Below are 14,085 nucleotides of genomic sequence, written 5' to 3' on the forward strand. Positions count from 1 at the left end.
GGGAAGCAAGTGGCGCGTGCCGATTCACGGGCCGGCTCCCATCGAATTATAAGCGCTGGACGATGCCGGGACACCGCCGACAAAATGGGAAACCCTGGGTGGCGCGCTGCCGATGTGAAAGCGGTGGATAGCTTCCTGGATGCGCTGGTCTTCTCGGGTAACGCGCGCATGCTGGCGCAAATGATCGAGCCAGGAATCAACCTGGAAGATCTCGACATAACGGCCAGGCATCGCAACATCTTCGAATATACCCCAGGCGAATGCGCCATCCCGGCGCCGGATGATACCCAGCGGCTGCATCGCATCCAGGAAGGCTCCCCGCTGACTCAATGCAACCTCATATTCAATCGTAACCAGCACGGGGCCGCGATCTTTGTCCGGCTCCTCCATCACAGATGGATGCGTCCAATGGTAAGACGGAGTCAGATCGGGCGTTTCCCGAGCGCCAAGGCTGAATCCGCGGACGGCCAGCGCCGCCAGCACAGCACCGGCGGCCGAAAGCAGCAGTGCGGCGGGAGTGCCAGCCTGCGCGGCAACCCAGCCCCACAGCAAACTCCCGAGTGTCATACCTGCGGAGAATATCATGATGTAAAGGGACAAGGCGCGACCACGAACCCAGGCCGGAACCGAGATCTGGGCGGCCACTTGCAGTGATGACAGGACGCTGAGCCATGCCGCGCCGCAAATTACCATGACGCCGTACAGCATGGCTTCGCTTCGGATCGTCGCAAGGCCCGCAGTGGTCAGCGCGTAGACGATGGTTGCAATAAGCACCTGGTGGTCGCGAGTGATATACATCCGCATGCGTGGCATGAAAACAGCAGCAGCTACCGCTCCGATACCGACAAAGGCGAGCAGCAATCCATAGGTTCCGGGGCCTCCCCCAAGCTCGCTGCGCGCGATCAGCGGAAGCAGCGCCCATGCGGAGGTTGCGAAGAGGATGAATGCTGTCGCGCGGATCAGCACTGCGCGGAAAAGCGATGCCATGCGCGCATAACGCAGGCCGGCCCGTAACGCTTGAAAAAATCGCTCGGGCGGCAGAGCCTGCTCATCCCGCTCGCGTTTCCAGTAACATAACATCACCACCATGCCGATGAACGAGATCATATTAAGGCTATAGGCGGCCCAAGCGCCAAGTTGCGCCAGCAGCAAGCCGCCGATGGCAGGGCCGACAGCGCGCGACAGATTCATTGACAACGCACCCAGCGCAACGGCTTGGGGCAGCATATTTCCAGGCGCGAGTTCGGCTGTGCTGGCACTCAATGCCGGCATCGCCATTGCTGCGCCTGAGCCCAAAGCAAAGGTGAGGATCAACAGACTCCAGGCGTCGAGCTGCCCGGTTGCGGCGAGAAAAGCCAGCGCCGCCGATGCAAGCGCCATCCATATCTGGGTCACGATAAGGTAGCGGCGGCGATCAATAATGTCGGTAAACGCACCCGCCGCCAGCGCGAACATCACGATCGGCAGCGAAGCTGCCGCCTGCACCAGGGACACCATCACCGGCGAGGGAGACAGGTCGGTCATCACCCAGCCGGAGGCGGTCCAATTGATCCAGCTACCGATGTTGGAACCGAGCGATGCAAGCCAGAAGACCCGGAACATCGGCAGCCTGAGCGGCGCCCACGCACCGGGGTGCGGGGCATTCGAGACGCTATCGTCGACAGGCTTGCTCACCAGCGGAATGCCAGGCTTGTCATGAGAAAGTCGACGCTTCTACCGCCGGCCTGCCTCAAGGCTTCCCCCGCGCTGAAATGGACTGCGGCGGCACGAATTTCCCACTGAGGATGGAGACGATAACTGCCTTCCAGCCTGATCTGGTCGCCGATATACCGACCAGTTCCGATGGTTTCAGGTATCGCCACCAAGGGCGCGGGTGGCGTGTAAACCGCATCTTCTTTGTAATGTTTCCACAGGAAATCCCAGCCTAAAACGAATGTGAGCGAATGAGCAGGCTTGATCGTCAAGACCGGCTGCAAATCCATGATATTACCTGGCGCCAGCAGTGCCGCCTCGCTGAAGTAGGTGGGATTGGGATAGAGCGCATTGAAGGTACCAAGTTGCCTATCGCCGGGATTTTTATCGCCACTGGCAATATCCGCTTTCAGGCCGAGCCGCGGTGACCAGGGTAAATTGGCAAAGGTAAAACCGGTATCGGAGGCAACCGTCCAGGCACGGATGGTCTGATCGCCGACATGGCCGGTCTGGAATACGGCTTCCATGTTCCAGTCCCAACCCTTTGCGGAACCAAAAAGCCGCGTGCCGAAAGAATGCCTGTTTTCCCGCCCCTGCGCCGCTGCAAATTGTCCCTGATCTCTTTCGTAGCCAAGCCAGTAAAGATCGATCTTGAGGGGAGCCATACTCTCCGGAACAAGTGTGGCATACAAACCGTAGAGTGCTTGCGACTTATTGGCATTGTCATCAAAGGCACCCGGCCTATTGAGAACCGGACGAAAGGCGAAACCGTCGATGCGATGCGATCCCTGTCTCCAACTGGCGCGTACACCGTCGAACGCAAGGCGAATATTGGGACCCTCCCGCACCGCGATCAGACGCGAGGTGCCGAGCGTCATTTCCTGTCGACCAACCCGGAGAGAAAACATATCGCCATTCCATGCCAGGAAGCCCTGCTGCAGGTCGGGGTTGCTTTGATCGGAGCTGACGGGTCCACCTCGGCGCCCAGCTTCGTCATATGCCCCGAACTGCACAAACATCTGGGCATGCTTACCGACACGTAGATCACCATGCGCCAGGCCTCGAAACAGCGTGTAGCCGTCACCGCCGGCGCTACTCATAGCGCTGCCGATACCGAAATCAACCGGACGGTAACTTTGGGCACGCACCCGCGCGTCGGCACCCAATGTCAGCGTGGCAGTCTCGCCGATGCGCCAGCATTTCGGTGCGATTTTATTACAGCTGGCTCCCCAATCCTCTTCGAAACGCAGCGGCATATATTCGGATGCGACCGCTGGCAATGGTATGGCGAGCACCACAACGGTAAGCAGGCTGGCCTTGCAGTTTTTTGCCGTCTGCTGACGCATGGAGATCTGCCTTTCGCAAATAACGGTTTGCCGGTTTGCCGGGCAAGAGAAGCCCGGTACACGCTCACACCGCCCAGCACGAACAGCCGAGCACACCCCAGAAGCCGCGCTGGTTACCGTCATCCACAGCACCCTGATACGCGCGTCCATGGGCATGCCCGTGTACAGAGCAACCAGTTCCGCAACCACAGGCTGCCTGAGCGAGACGGTGCATGGCAGGCGCGTTTGCCGCGGGTTTGAAGTAGCCCCCGAAGTGATTCACTGGCGACCAGTCCGGCATGGCCGGGACCAAGGGCGGGGCAAGCTTGTTGAATTCGTCGTCGCCGTGGGCGATACGCCCGCCAACAACCGTCAGCACCGAAACAAGATTTCGAATTTCGTCTTCCGGAATCTTGAAGTAGTCGGCGGACAGCACGGCAAGGTCGGCGTATTGTCCGGGCTTGATCTGACCTTTGACGCCTTCTTCGTTCGAGAACCAGGTATTCGCCTGGGTATAGAGGCGTAGCGCCGTCTCGCGATCCACCAGATTTTCCGCCGGATACAGCGAAAGACCGCCCAGGGTCTTGCCGGTAGTAAGCCAGTAGAGTGCATTCCATGGGTCATAGCTGGCCACGCGAGTGGCATCGGTACCTGCGCCGACGTTCACGCCCATTTCCAGCATGCGCTTATAAGGGGGGGTGCGCTCCGCAGCCTTGCTGCCGTAGCGTTGCACGAAATACTCGCCCTGATAGGCCATCCGGTGCTGAATGGCGATTCCGCCGCCAAGTTTGGCGATACGTTCCAGGTTGACGTCGGTCACGGTTTCGGCATGATCGAAAAACCAGTGTATGCCATCGAAGGGAATGTCCCGGTTCACCTTCTCGAATACGTCCAGTGCACGCGAGATGGTCTCGTTATAGGTCGCATGCAGGCGGAACGGCGAGTGATTGCTGGCAAGGATACGCACCACGGCTTCCAGGTCGTTCTCCATGTTCGGCGCCATATCCGGGCGTGGCATGCGGAAATCCTCGAAATCCGCCGCGGAAAATACCAGCATCTCACCGGCACCATTATGCCGGTAGTAGCCGTCTCCTTCGCCTGGCTTCAGCATCTTTGTCCATTTCGAGAAATCTGAAACCTCCTCTCCCGCTTTCTGCGTAAACAAGTTGTAGGCAATGCGCACGGTCAACTCGCCAGCCTTGTGCAAATCCTCGATAACCTTGTAGTCATCCGGATATTTCTGAAAACCGCCGCCAGCATCGATCACGCCGGTTATACCCAGGCGGTTCATCTCACGCATGAAGTGGCGCGTGGAATTGAGCTGATACTCGTAAGGCAGCTTGGGGCCTCTGGCCAGTGCCGCATACAAAATCAGCGCATTCGGTTCCGCCAGCAGCAGGCCCGTCGGTTCTCCGTTGGCATCCTTGGCAATCAGTCCACCCGGCGGGTTGGGGGTGTTACGGTCGTAGCCGCAGGCGCGTAGTGCTGCGCGGTTAAGCAGTGCACGGTCGTAGAGATGCAAGATGAAAACCGGCGTATCCGGTGCGACCGCGTTGATTTCGTTGAGCGTCGGCAATCGTTTTTCGGCGAACTGCATCTCAGTAAAGCCACCGACGATACGCACCCATTGCGGCGCAGGCGTGCGCGCCACCTGTTCCTTCAGGCGACGCATCGCATCAACCAGCGAAGGGATACCGTCCCAGCGCAATTCCATGTTGTAATTGAGCCCACCGCGGATGAAGTGCAGATGCGAATCCGTCAAGCCGGGAATGACGCGGCGGTGATTGAGATCCACCACCTGCGTGTTGCTGTCAGCGAAGCGCATCACCTCGCCGTCATCCCCCACGGCAATGAAACGGCCGTCGGAAATCGCGACAGCCGCCGCTTGCGGATTCTGGCGATCCAGGGTCGTGAATTGGCCGTTGCGAAGGATCAGTTGGGCTTTAGGACTGTTCATCGTTGGCTCTCCTGGGTTGGCTAACCCACCCGTTCTTGAAAGTAATAAAGACACGCCAGCGGCCTGCAAAATACGGCGGCGGCGTAAATCGGGGGCGGGCTTACCCATGGATCGTCACCGGCGTGGGTCTAGGCATCCATTCACCGGAGGGAGTCACGATCATCAGGCAAAATCTATCCGCCGCCCACTCCGTGCCACCTTACTTCTTGGTGATGGCGAAGTAACTCGTCATCAGATTCCGATAATTCGGAAGATAATTCGAGAACAGGGCACCCAGTCCTTCGATATCGTTGCGCCAGTCGCGATGCAGTTCGCAAGCCACACCGAACCAGCTCATCATCTGCACGCCTGCCGCCTGCATTCGCATCCAGGCAGCGTCGCGGGTCACTTCGTTGAAAGTGCCGGAAGCGTCGGAAACCACGAACACCTCGTAGCCTGCCTCGATGGCGGACAACGCCGGAAAAGCCACACAGACTTCAGTCACCACCCCGGCGATAATGAGCTGCTTGCGGCCGGTCTTTTTGATTGCATTGACGAAATCTTCATTGTCCCAGGCATTGATGTTGCCGGGGCGCGCGATGTAAGGCGCATCAGGAAACATTTCCTTGAGTTCCGGCACCAGCGGCCCGTTCGGGCCCTCCTCGAAACTTGTTGTCAGGATGGTCGGCAGCTTGAAATACTTGCCACAGGCTGCCAGGGCGAGCACATTGTTCTTGAACTCGTTAGGTGAAAAGTCCTGCACCAGCGAGATCAGGCCTGCCTGATGGTCAACCATCAGGATAGCGGCGTCGTCCTTGGAGAGCCGGTTGTATTTGAAAGATTTGTCCATTTTCATGTTCCTTTTAGGTTATTGATTGGATTATGATTTTATAAACAATAATTGCAACACGCTTTAAGCCACAAACAAAGCCAGACTCATGTCTTCGCCTTCTGCACCGCCTGCGCCTTGTCGTAACTCTCGATCAGCAGCCGATAATGGGGCATGTTGAAGTCGGCGTAAATATCGGCGAACGCCATCGCATCCGGTCGATTCCAGGTTTGTTGCAGCTCCGAAATAACCGCAAGCGTGTCGATCGGAATCACGCCCGCTTGCACGATGCGGGCAATGGTCAGATCGGTACCCATCACGCTCGAGTTGCCCGAGGCATCCACCACGGCATAGACCTTGTAACCAGCGGCCACCGCGCTGATGGAGGGAAAAGCCATGCACACGCTGGTGAGCGTACCGGCCAGAATCAGCGTTTTGCGGCCGGTCGCTTCGACAGCCTTGACGAAATCAGCACTATCCCAGACATTGATCTCACCGCGACGCCCCACATATTGAGCATGTGGGGCCGCTTGATGAATTTCGGGAATGAGCGGACCGTTCGGACCGTCCGGCACCGAAGCCGAAGTAATGACCGGAATCTGGAGCAGCGTAGCGACTTTGGCAAGTGCGATCGCGTTACGGCGCAGATCCGGTACCGGGATATCCTTGACCAGCTGGAACAGACCACTCTGATGGTCGATGAGAAGCATGAGGGTTTCTTCGGGTTTGATGTGGCTCATACTGTCCTCCTTGGGTTTAGCTTCGATAAAAAAATCTTGCGTCAGCAATAAAACTTATCGGTTAGGAACAAATGCCTGACATTCACCCCACATGTCCCATTTTGCCGCTCTGGTAATCCACCATCGCCTGCCGAATCTCCTCGGCGCTGTTCATGACGAAAGGACCGCTCCCGACAATCGGCTCGTCAATCGGTTCGCCGCAGAGCAGCAATGCTGTCGTATCCTGGGCGCTATCGACACAGAGGTGGTCACCTTCCCGCTCAAACAAAGCAATTTCCGCCGGCCCGATTGTTTCAGCGCCCCCGACCCGCACCGAGCCTTTGAGCACCGCCAGTATCGTGGTGTAGCCGTCAGGTACGGGAAGACAGATCTGCCGCTCGCTCGCCAGGCGGAGATCCCATACATGGATCGGTGTGAAAGTGCGGGCTGGCCCCTTGATTCCATCGAACTGGCCGGCAATGACGCGCACGCTCCCCTGACCGTGAGGAAGACTCAAAACGGGAATCTGGCTATTCAGGATGCTTTGGTAATGCGGCGGTGACATTTTGTCCTTGGCGGGCAGGTTGACCCACAGCTGTACCATTTCAAACATCCCGCCGCGGCGCGCAAACTCGCGGCCATGAAACTCTTCGTGAACAAGACCGGATGCGGCAGTCATCCATTGCACATCGCCCGGACCAATGCCGCCGCCGCCACCGGAACTGTCACGATGCTCCACCTCACCGCTATAAACAATGGTCACCGTCTCAAAACCGCGATGCGGATGTTCGCCGACACCAAGGCGTTTTTCAGTGGGTGGAAATTCCATGGGACCGGCATAGTCGAAGAGCAGGAAAGGGCTGATCGCCGGTCCCAGGTTCGAATAGCCAAGAAGTGTGCGCACGGGAAACCCGTCGCCGACCCAATGGCGTTCTGTACTACGTTGGATCCGATGCAGTTTCTTGATTGATAGTTCAGATTTTATTGCCGACATTAGCTATCTCCTCTCGAATTTTTTAACGCGCCGGCAGCAAGATACCGGATGGTACACTTGCCAAGTCCGGGTAGCGGTTTGGTCCATTAATTTCATCATGTGCTTTAATATAGTCTATTAAAGGTTAGCGTACTCTTCTCCGGATGGGTGCGGAATCGGTCTTTCTTCGAAATCAGCGTTCGGAAAAACAGAACAATGCAAATTCGACTTGATGATATTCTGGCCTTTCTGCAAGCGATGGAAACCGGGAGCATCAGTGCCGCGGCCCAGCGCATGGGCTTGTCAAAGTCTGTCATCAGCAAACGCATTACCGATCTGGAGGTTGTGTTGAAGGTCGAACTGCTGCATCGCTCGACGCGCGGAGTGGTCCCGACGGACAAGGGGGCCGCGTTCTATCAGCGTGCACGCTCAATTATGCAGCAGCTTGACCAGGCGGCGGAAGAACTCATCGAGCAGGATGGCGAGTTCTGCGGATCGTTGCGGATTGCCGCCCCCATGACCTTTGGAACCACCTACCTTGGGCCGATCCTGTTCGCTTTCATCAGCCGCCACCCGCGCTTGGGACTTGCGCTGGATCTTGACGACCGGATTACCGACTTGCCCGGCGAAGGCTACGATCTGGGAGTTCGTATCGGGCGGCTGCATGACTCGTCGCTTGCAGCCCGCAAGCTGGCGATAAGCCGTCGCGTGGTGTGTTGCAGTCCTGCCTATGCCCAACGTGCCGGTCTGCCGGCAATGATCGAGGAATTGGCGGGCCATGCATGCATCGGTTACGCCAATGTGTCAGCCAGTCACATCTGGCAGTTCGAGCCCGCAGAGGCTGGGGGTATGCCCCGCTCACTGGTGGTACGTAGCCGGATCGTCGCCAATAATGGTGAATCGATACGGGATGCGGCTATCGCGGGGCTTGGTATTTCCATTCTTCCGGTCTTCATCGTCGCCAAAGCGCTGGCAAGCGGTCAACTTATCAACGCGCTGCCGGATGCATGCCCGGTTGCAGACACGATCTACGCGGTCTATCCGCAAAACCGCCATCTTCCGGCGAAGGTTCGTGCCGTCATTGATCACCTAGTTGCGGTATTCGAGGGAGATCCTCCATGGGAGCGAGAATTGAACTCGACATAAATTTTTCCATTACTGCTGCGTGAGACGCTCTATAGAGGTAACCTCAGGTATCTATACCTGTACCAGGCTGCACTCAGTACATTTACGCCATGCGGCATTCGCAAATAGCCTATTTTTCAGATTCTCAACACAATAGAAAGACGCCATGATAAAAATCATCGGGATTACCCAAAATGCATGGCTACCCGTGCTGCGTACATTAGGCACGCGCCCGTGGTTCGGGGGACGGCTGCTGGTATCACGAGCGCAGCACGTCTTCAACGAATCGGCGAAATGGTAGACGAAGCAGCGTGTAAGCAGCTTCGGGATTTTCTTGTCGGGTTTATCGAGTTCGTTCAAACCAGTAGAAAACTGCAAAGCTAAAATAATGAGTTCTTATCCGAAATCTTTCCACGGCAAATCATTATGACAACTCCGAATATGAAGCGAAGGCAATGCCTGATTGGCGCCTGCGGTTTAGGTCTGGGAATGGCCTTGGGCGCCGCGGCCGAAGTCCCTCCACCAGGATCAATCGACACGGAGCCTTATCCGCGTGACGCGGGTGAGGCACTGGCACGATTGAAGAAAGGAAACCAGCGTTTCATAGATGATAAGCCGCTTCATGATCGACAGGAGTCTTCCTGGCGCAGCCTCCTCGTCGAGACCCAGAAACCATTCGCCACCGTTCTGGGTTGTAGCGATTCGCGCGTGCCGCCTGAACTCATCTTCGATGTCGGATTTGGCGAGCTCTTCACGATTCGGCTAGCCGGCAATATTATCGCGCGAGATGTGATCGGCTCCTTGCAATATGCCGTGCGTCATCTACATACCCCGCTGGTGGTTGTGCTGGGGCATGAAAGTTGCGGTGCCGTCACTGCCACCGTGGACGAGATGCTCCATAAGCCTACGGAACCGGAATATATCGGGGCGCTAATCCAATTGATCAAGCCCGGGCTAGGAGAACTCGATCTGAAGCTGGGCCGGGACACACTGCTGCGCGCCGCCGTGGAAGCGAACGTCCGCTGGTCCATGCGGCAACTCGCCACGCTTCCGGAGGGGGAACGAGCGCTCCGGGAAGGACGCGTGACCATGGTGGGAGGCGTTTATGAGTTGGCGACGGGGCACGTTCGTTTTCTAAACTAGGGCCTGTTAACACTTATTTCGCACCCGCGTTGCTACACAAAAAACGCGGAGGCAAGGCACGAAGCGCAGGCCATAGCGGGCCTATGGCCAAGCTTTGCAACGCGGCATCCGCGTTTTTTGTGCGCAACCCGAAGGGACGGGAGGGATTTCATCCAGCCCTTCGTTACTCGCCGCTTACGGAGGCCTGCTCCGCCGCGCGGCTCATGTCTCGTGCTGGATGAAATCCGTCGCCGTCGCGGGTGCAAAATAAGTGTTAACAGGCCCTAGATCCATACATTATCTCATCCATTTTTGGTATTTCCATTCTTCCGGTCTTCATCGTCGCCAAAGCGCTGGCGAACGGTCAACTTATCAATACTCTGCCGAATGCATGCCCGGTTGCAGATACGATCTATGCGGTCTATCCGCGAAACCACCATCTTCCGGCGAAGGTTCGTGCCGTCATTGAGCACCTGCTTGGGTATTCGAGGGAGATCCTCCACGGAAGCGAGAATTGAACTCGGCATAAATTTTTCTTATTATCACCGGTAAGAAGCCGCTCATTAAACCAGAATTCGGCGATTGGACAGGGTGAATCCGCTTCAGAGCGAGATATTCCGCGCAAGAAGCGCGAGCCTGAGATTATCGGTAAACGTGGAAGAAAAAAAAGTTGGCTGGCTTGCCCTGAATGAGGCTGGCTGGCTGAAAGGCCATTGGGTAGGAGAACCCAGTGGCAACGGATAAACTTACGTGAGCGTTGGGATCTCAACACCGCCATTCGGATGGGCTTCCGGACGAGCTTCCAATTGGCGATTGTTGATTTTCATGAAATCTGCACTATGCTGGCAACAGGCGAACTCCATTTACTTACCATTAATTACAGGGTTTCTCTAATCAATAATGATAATGATTCTTATTATAATTATTAATCTGGAAAAAGCAAGGCTTTTCTGCAATTTCTGTCACATGGACGTAACAATATCGTGTCAACGTTCCAATAACTATGACAATGAGCATGAACTCGCCGCGTAAAGACAATAAAATCTTGCCATCCGGATATGGCAAAAAGGATCCAAAAGATCCATATGCTGACCTATTGCGAGAACTGGCCGCACTGCATCAGGATTTGACAGTAATGGAAAGCGAGTCCGCCGGAATGTTACAGAAGGTGGATGCGCGCCATCGGGCCAGTGCGATCAATCTGATTCATTATTTGGGCTTGCGGCGGCGCGATGTTCGTCCCTTGCAGGAAAAGCTCGCGGCGGCTGGACTCTCATCCATGGGGCGAGCGGAGTCGCATGTCTTGAGCAACCTGGATGCCATCATTATTCTGTTGCGGCGCGCGATGGGCGAACAGAGGCTGCAATCCCCTCCTTCTCCCGGCGATCCCGCGGCAGCGGGTCCCTCGCTGCTCGAAACCAACGCCAATAATCTGCTTGGCAAACCTCCACCGCAGAGGCGCGTACGTATTTTGGTCACGTTGCCGGGCGATGTCGCGGACAACTATGCATTGATCAAAGATATGCTGCTGCAAGGTATGGACTGTGCCCGAATCAATTGCGCGCATGATGATGCTGCCGTCTGGGCGCGCATGATCAAACAAATCAAACGCGCTCGACGCGAAACAGGACGCTACTGCCGCATCCTGATGGATTTGGGCGGCCCGAAAATACGTACCGGAGAAATTTCACCCGGCCCCGCGGTGCTAAGATGGCAGCCGAAACGCGACGCGTACGGCAAAGTGACAGAACCCGCCCGCATTTGGATACATCCGGAGGAGGGAGCCTCTGCCTGCCCCGTGCATGCCCATGCCTGCTTTTCCGTCAAGGGGGACTGGCTGGCGCAGGCAACGGCACGCGACAGGATCGAATTCACCGATGCTCGCGGCGCATTGCGCAACCTGCAATTGGTCGGACAGGCCGGAAACGGTTACTGGGCGGAATCCACACAGACTGCATACATTAAGCCCGGCCTGAAACTTTACTTGTTGCGAGTACCCTCCTCCGGACATCCGCGCGGAACGGGTTATGCCGGTGAGATAGGCATGCTGCCCCAGGCACCCGCAACAATCCGGCTGTATAGAGGCGACAGCCTGATCATAACGCGCGACCCGGTCCCCGGCCTTTCCGCCCGGTTCGACGAAAGCAGCCAACTGTTGCGCGCGGCCAGCATTGCCTGTTCATTACCGGAGATCTTTGCGGCCGTTAACCCCGGTGAACGCATCCTGATCGACGATGGCCGCATCGGCGGCGTAATCCGCAGTGTCACTGCCGGCGAAATCCTGGTTGAAATCACCCAGGCGCGCGACGGTGGAGAAAAACTGCTCGCCGACAAGGGTATCAACCTGCCGGATAGCCAGCTTGATCTGATTGGTCTGACGGCCCAGGACATCATCGATCTGGAATTCATTGCACATCAGGCAGATATGGTTGGGCTTTCCTTTGTACGGCGGCCCGCGGATATCACATTGTTGCAGCAGCATCTGAAACGTCTTGATGCCGGCAAGCTGGGAATCGTGATCAAGATCGAAACACGCGCCGCTTTCGAACAATTGCCGGAACTGATGTTTACCCTGCTAAGCTCCCCGGTGGTGGGAGTCATGATCGCGCGTGGCGATCTGGCAGTGGAATGCGGCTATGAGCGACTGGCGGAATTGCAGGAAGAAATTTTATGGTTGGCCGAGGCGGCGCATCTTCCGGTAATCTGGGCCACTCAGGTACTGGAAGGATTGGCCAAAACCGGCAAACCCAGCCGTGCCGAAGTCACTGACGCAGCCATGGGGGAGCGTGCCGAGTGCGTGATGCTCAACAAGGGCCCGCACATTATCGAGGCGATCCAGATGCTGGACAATATTCTGCAACGCATGCAGGCGCACCAGTGGAAAAAGCGGTCGTTGTTGCGGAGACTGCATTGGTAACAGAATAGCGGTAAATAGCCATGCGAGATTAAAACCGGCTACGGTTATCCAAAATTAACTCTCTGCCATCGGCATCCCCAGAATTTTTCCGTGTGATCACCAGCGTGTTTGCAAAAAAGCTTGCTTTCCACCCATTATTAAATATAATAAGAATCATTATCATTATTGATTACAGAGATTTATTGATAAGCTATTGAATCAGACCGCCGTATTCCACCAGGTTGGATCAATGCTATGTATCTATGTATATACGCGAGGCGAATAATTTCGGTTGTTTTCATAGTTCCACATATGAACGCGAGACTTTTCAGACCATCAAACCGAATGTCTTGTCACATAACTTTGACTGGAACGTAATCAGATTGTCATTTCTTTTCCCTATGCTTGCCTCTATCAGACATGCACCTTGTGATTCAAGGAAGGATAAAGGATAGCCCACCACATGGAATCGCCAATGTGAGACCCGCCATATGGTGACGCCCGAAGTTTGCACTGGTTCAGATCAGTTGGTTCGCTAATTCCAATTTATGATTTGAATATGACTAATAAATCAATACGGGCACGGTGTTGCAATGTAATCTAATCAATAACCTGTTCTCTTGATATAACCAACCAGGAACAATTCGCCGGCCATGAGTCTTTTCTCTTCACTCTCTCCTGACCATCTTCAGCGTTACGCCCGCATCATCCAGGAAGGGATCGCGGTACGCAGTCATTTCGACCTTTTGAAATGGCTGCAAGGCGAGATGCAGCATTACCTGCCTCATGAAATCATGCTTGCCGCCTGGGGTGATTTTGAATCCAATTTAATTCGGCACGACATTGTTTCCACACTGCCTGGAGTCAGGACCGATCATTTGAACCCGGCACGTTTTTCTCCACTACTGGGGGATTTCCATAATCGCTGGATTGAACGAGGCAAGACTCCGTATACGCTGGATATTGGCGCGTCAGGCATTCTGTTTGAAAGCTGGAGACTACGGTGCTCCCTTGGCAGAGCATTGCAAGGCATGCGTTCTTCCCTGCTGCACGGCATCAGTGACAGGCGCGGGCATCATGATTGCCTTTACATTATTTTCAGTTCGCAAGACAAACTCGATAGCTCCAAGCTCAGCGCAATGGAAATCCTGCTGCCTTATCTCGATACCGCATTGCGCAGCGTGGCGCCTCTACCGCACCATCCACCGCTGCTGGCGGATTCTCCGGAAAGCGAAGACCATGGATTGAGCGAGCGTGAAAGCGAAATAATGAACTGGGTCAAGATGGGCAAAACCAATGGCGAAATTGGCAGCATCCTCTCCATCAGCGCCTTCACCGTAAAAAACCACATGCAGCGCATCTTCAAAAAACTTGATGTTTATAACCGGATGCAAGCCGTTTCCAAAATAGAGCGCAGCCTCAGCCATGGCTGAAGCCAACCCGACATTTTCTGCTTCTACGGTTTCCA

12 protein-coding genes are annotated in these 14,085 nt (G+C 55.7%); 6 read left to right on the forward strand and 6 right to left on the reverse strand.

The genetic code is table 11. From position 1 onward, the window contains the following. Positions 1–24: 24 nt before the first annotated feature. The 6 genes from BLR00_RS12020 to BLR00_RS12045 form a co-directional block, all read right to left on the reverse strand. On the reverse strand, positions 25–1,674 hold the full coding sequence (locus BLR00_RS12020; RefSeq protein WP_074632944.1) for an MFS transporter: 1,650 nt from the start codon (positions 1,672–1,674) through the stop codon (positions 25–27). Continuing rightward, entirely contained in the window at positions 1,671–3,038 is a 1,368-nt protein-coding gene (locus BLR00_RS12025; protein WP_074632946.1) for an alginate export family protein, read from the reverse strand. Before BLR00_RS12025 ends, BLR00_RS12020 begins: the two co-directional genes overlap by 4 nt. Positions 3,039–3,102: 64 nt before the next feature. Then, positions 3,103–4,974 carry an amidohydrolase gene (locus BLR00_RS12030; protein ID WP_074632948.1) on the reverse strand — a complete coding sequence of 624 codons (1,872 nt, stop codon included), beginning with the start codon at positions 4,972–4,974 and terminating at the stop codon, positions 3,103–3,105. 199 nt (positions 4,975–5,173) lie between these two features. Further along, the gene (gene ycaC / locus BLR00_RS12035; protein WP_074632951.1) at positions 5,174–5,803 is read right to left on the reverse strand and encodes an isochorismate family cysteine hydrolase YcaC; all 630 of its coding nucleotides are present in this window, start codon (positions 5,801–5,803) and stop codon (positions 5,174–5,176) included. An 86-nt stretch (positions 5,804–5,889) separates the two neighbouring features. Further along, complete coding sequence (locus BLR00_RS12040; protein WP_074632954.1) at positions 5,890–6,522, reverse strand: isochorismatase family protein; 633 nt, start codon at positions 6,520–6,522, stop codon at positions 5,890–5,892. Positions 6,523–6,604: 82 nt separating this feature from the next. Continuing rightward, positions 6,605–7,468, reverse strand: coding sequence for a pirin family protein (locus tag BLR00_RS12045; protein WP_074634290.1), 864 nt, complete (start codon positions 7,466–7,468; stop codon positions 6,605–6,607). A 222-nt stretch (positions 7,469–7,690) separates the two neighbouring features. Here BLR00_RS12045 and BLR00_RS12050 point away from each other — a divergent pair, with 222 nt between their 5' ends. The 6 genes from BLR00_RS12050 (at position 7,691) to epsA (ending at position 14,050) form a co-directional block, all read left to right on the forward strand. Continuing rightward, positions 7,691–8,620, forward strand: a complete 930-nt coding sequence (locus tag BLR00_RS12050) for a LysR family transcriptional regulator (RefSeq protein ID WP_074632957.1) — start codon at positions 7,691–7,693, stop codon at positions 8,618–8,620. Positions 8,621–9,025: 405 nt separating this feature from the next. Continuing rightward, entirely contained in the window at positions 9,026–9,742 is a 717-nt protein-coding gene (locus BLR00_RS12060) for a carbonic anhydrase (protein ID WP_081346749.1), read from the forward strand. Between the two features lie 350 nt (positions 9,743–10,092). Beyond that, complete coding sequence (locus BLR00_RS17225; protein WP_371130404.1) at positions 10,093–10,239, forward strand: hypothetical protein; 147 nt, start codon at positions 10,093–10,095, stop codon at positions 10,237–10,239. Positions 10,240–10,312: 73 nt separating this feature from the next. Next, a complete protein-coding gene (locus tag BLR00_RS16750; RefSeq protein WP_176759981.1) occupies positions 10,313–10,465 on the forward strand; it encodes a hypothetical protein in 153 nt (50 codons plus the stop codon). A 271-nt stretch (positions 10,466–10,736) separates the two neighbouring features. Continuing rightward, positions 10,737–12,638 carry a pyruvate kinase gene (locus BLR00_RS12070; protein WP_074632962.1) on the forward strand — a complete coding sequence of 634 codons (1,902 nt, stop codon included), beginning with the start codon at positions 10,737–10,739 and terminating at the stop codon, positions 12,636–12,638. 632 nt (positions 12,639–13,270) lie between these two features. After that, the gene (gene epsA / locus BLR00_RS12075) at positions 13,271–14,050 is read left to right on the forward strand and encodes an XrtB/PEP-CTERM-associated transcriptional regulator EpsA (RefSeq protein ID WP_074632965.1); all 780 of its coding nucleotides are present in this window, start codon (positions 13,271–13,273) and stop codon (positions 14,048–14,050) included. The last annotated feature ends 35 nt before the right edge of the window (positions 14,051–14,085 follow it).

Source organism: Nitrosospira multiformis (assembly GCF_900103165.1).
Lineage (GTDB): Bacteria > Pseudomonadota > Gammaproteobacteria > Burkholderiales > Nitrosomonadaceae > Nitrosospira > Nitrosospira multiformis_D.

Coding starts and splice junctions, on each gene's coding strand:
- BLR00_RS12025 (WP_074632946.1), bottom strand. CDS start 3,038: ATGCGTCAGCAGACGGCAAAAAACTGCAAGGCCAGCCTGCTTACCGTT.
- BLR00_RS12030 (WP_074632948.1), bottom strand. CDS start 4,974: ATGAACAGTCCTAAAGCCCAACTGATCCTTCGCAACGGCCAATTCACG.
- ycaC (WP_074632951.1), bottom strand. CDS start 5,803: ATGGACAAATCTTTCAAATACAACCGGCTCTCCAAGGACGACGCCGCT.
- BLR00_RS12040 (WP_074632954.1), bottom strand. CDS start 6,522: ATGAGCCACATCAAACCCGAAGAAACCCTCATGCTTCTCATCGACCAT.
- BLR00_RS12050 (WP_074632957.1), top strand. CDS start 7,691: ATGCAAATTCGACTTGATGATATTCTGGCCTTTCTGCAAGCGATGGAA.
- BLR00_RS12060 (WP_081346749.1), top strand. CDS start 9,026: ATGACAACTCCGAATATGAAGCGAAGGCAATGCCTGATTGGCGCCTGC.
- BLR00_RS12070 (WP_074632962.1), top strand. CDS start 10,737: ATGAACTCGCCGCGTAAAGACAATAAAATCTTGCCATCCGGATATGGC.
- epsA (WP_074632965.1), top strand. CDS start 13,271: ATGAGTCTTTTCTCTTCACTCTCTCCTGACCATCTTCAGCGTTACGCC.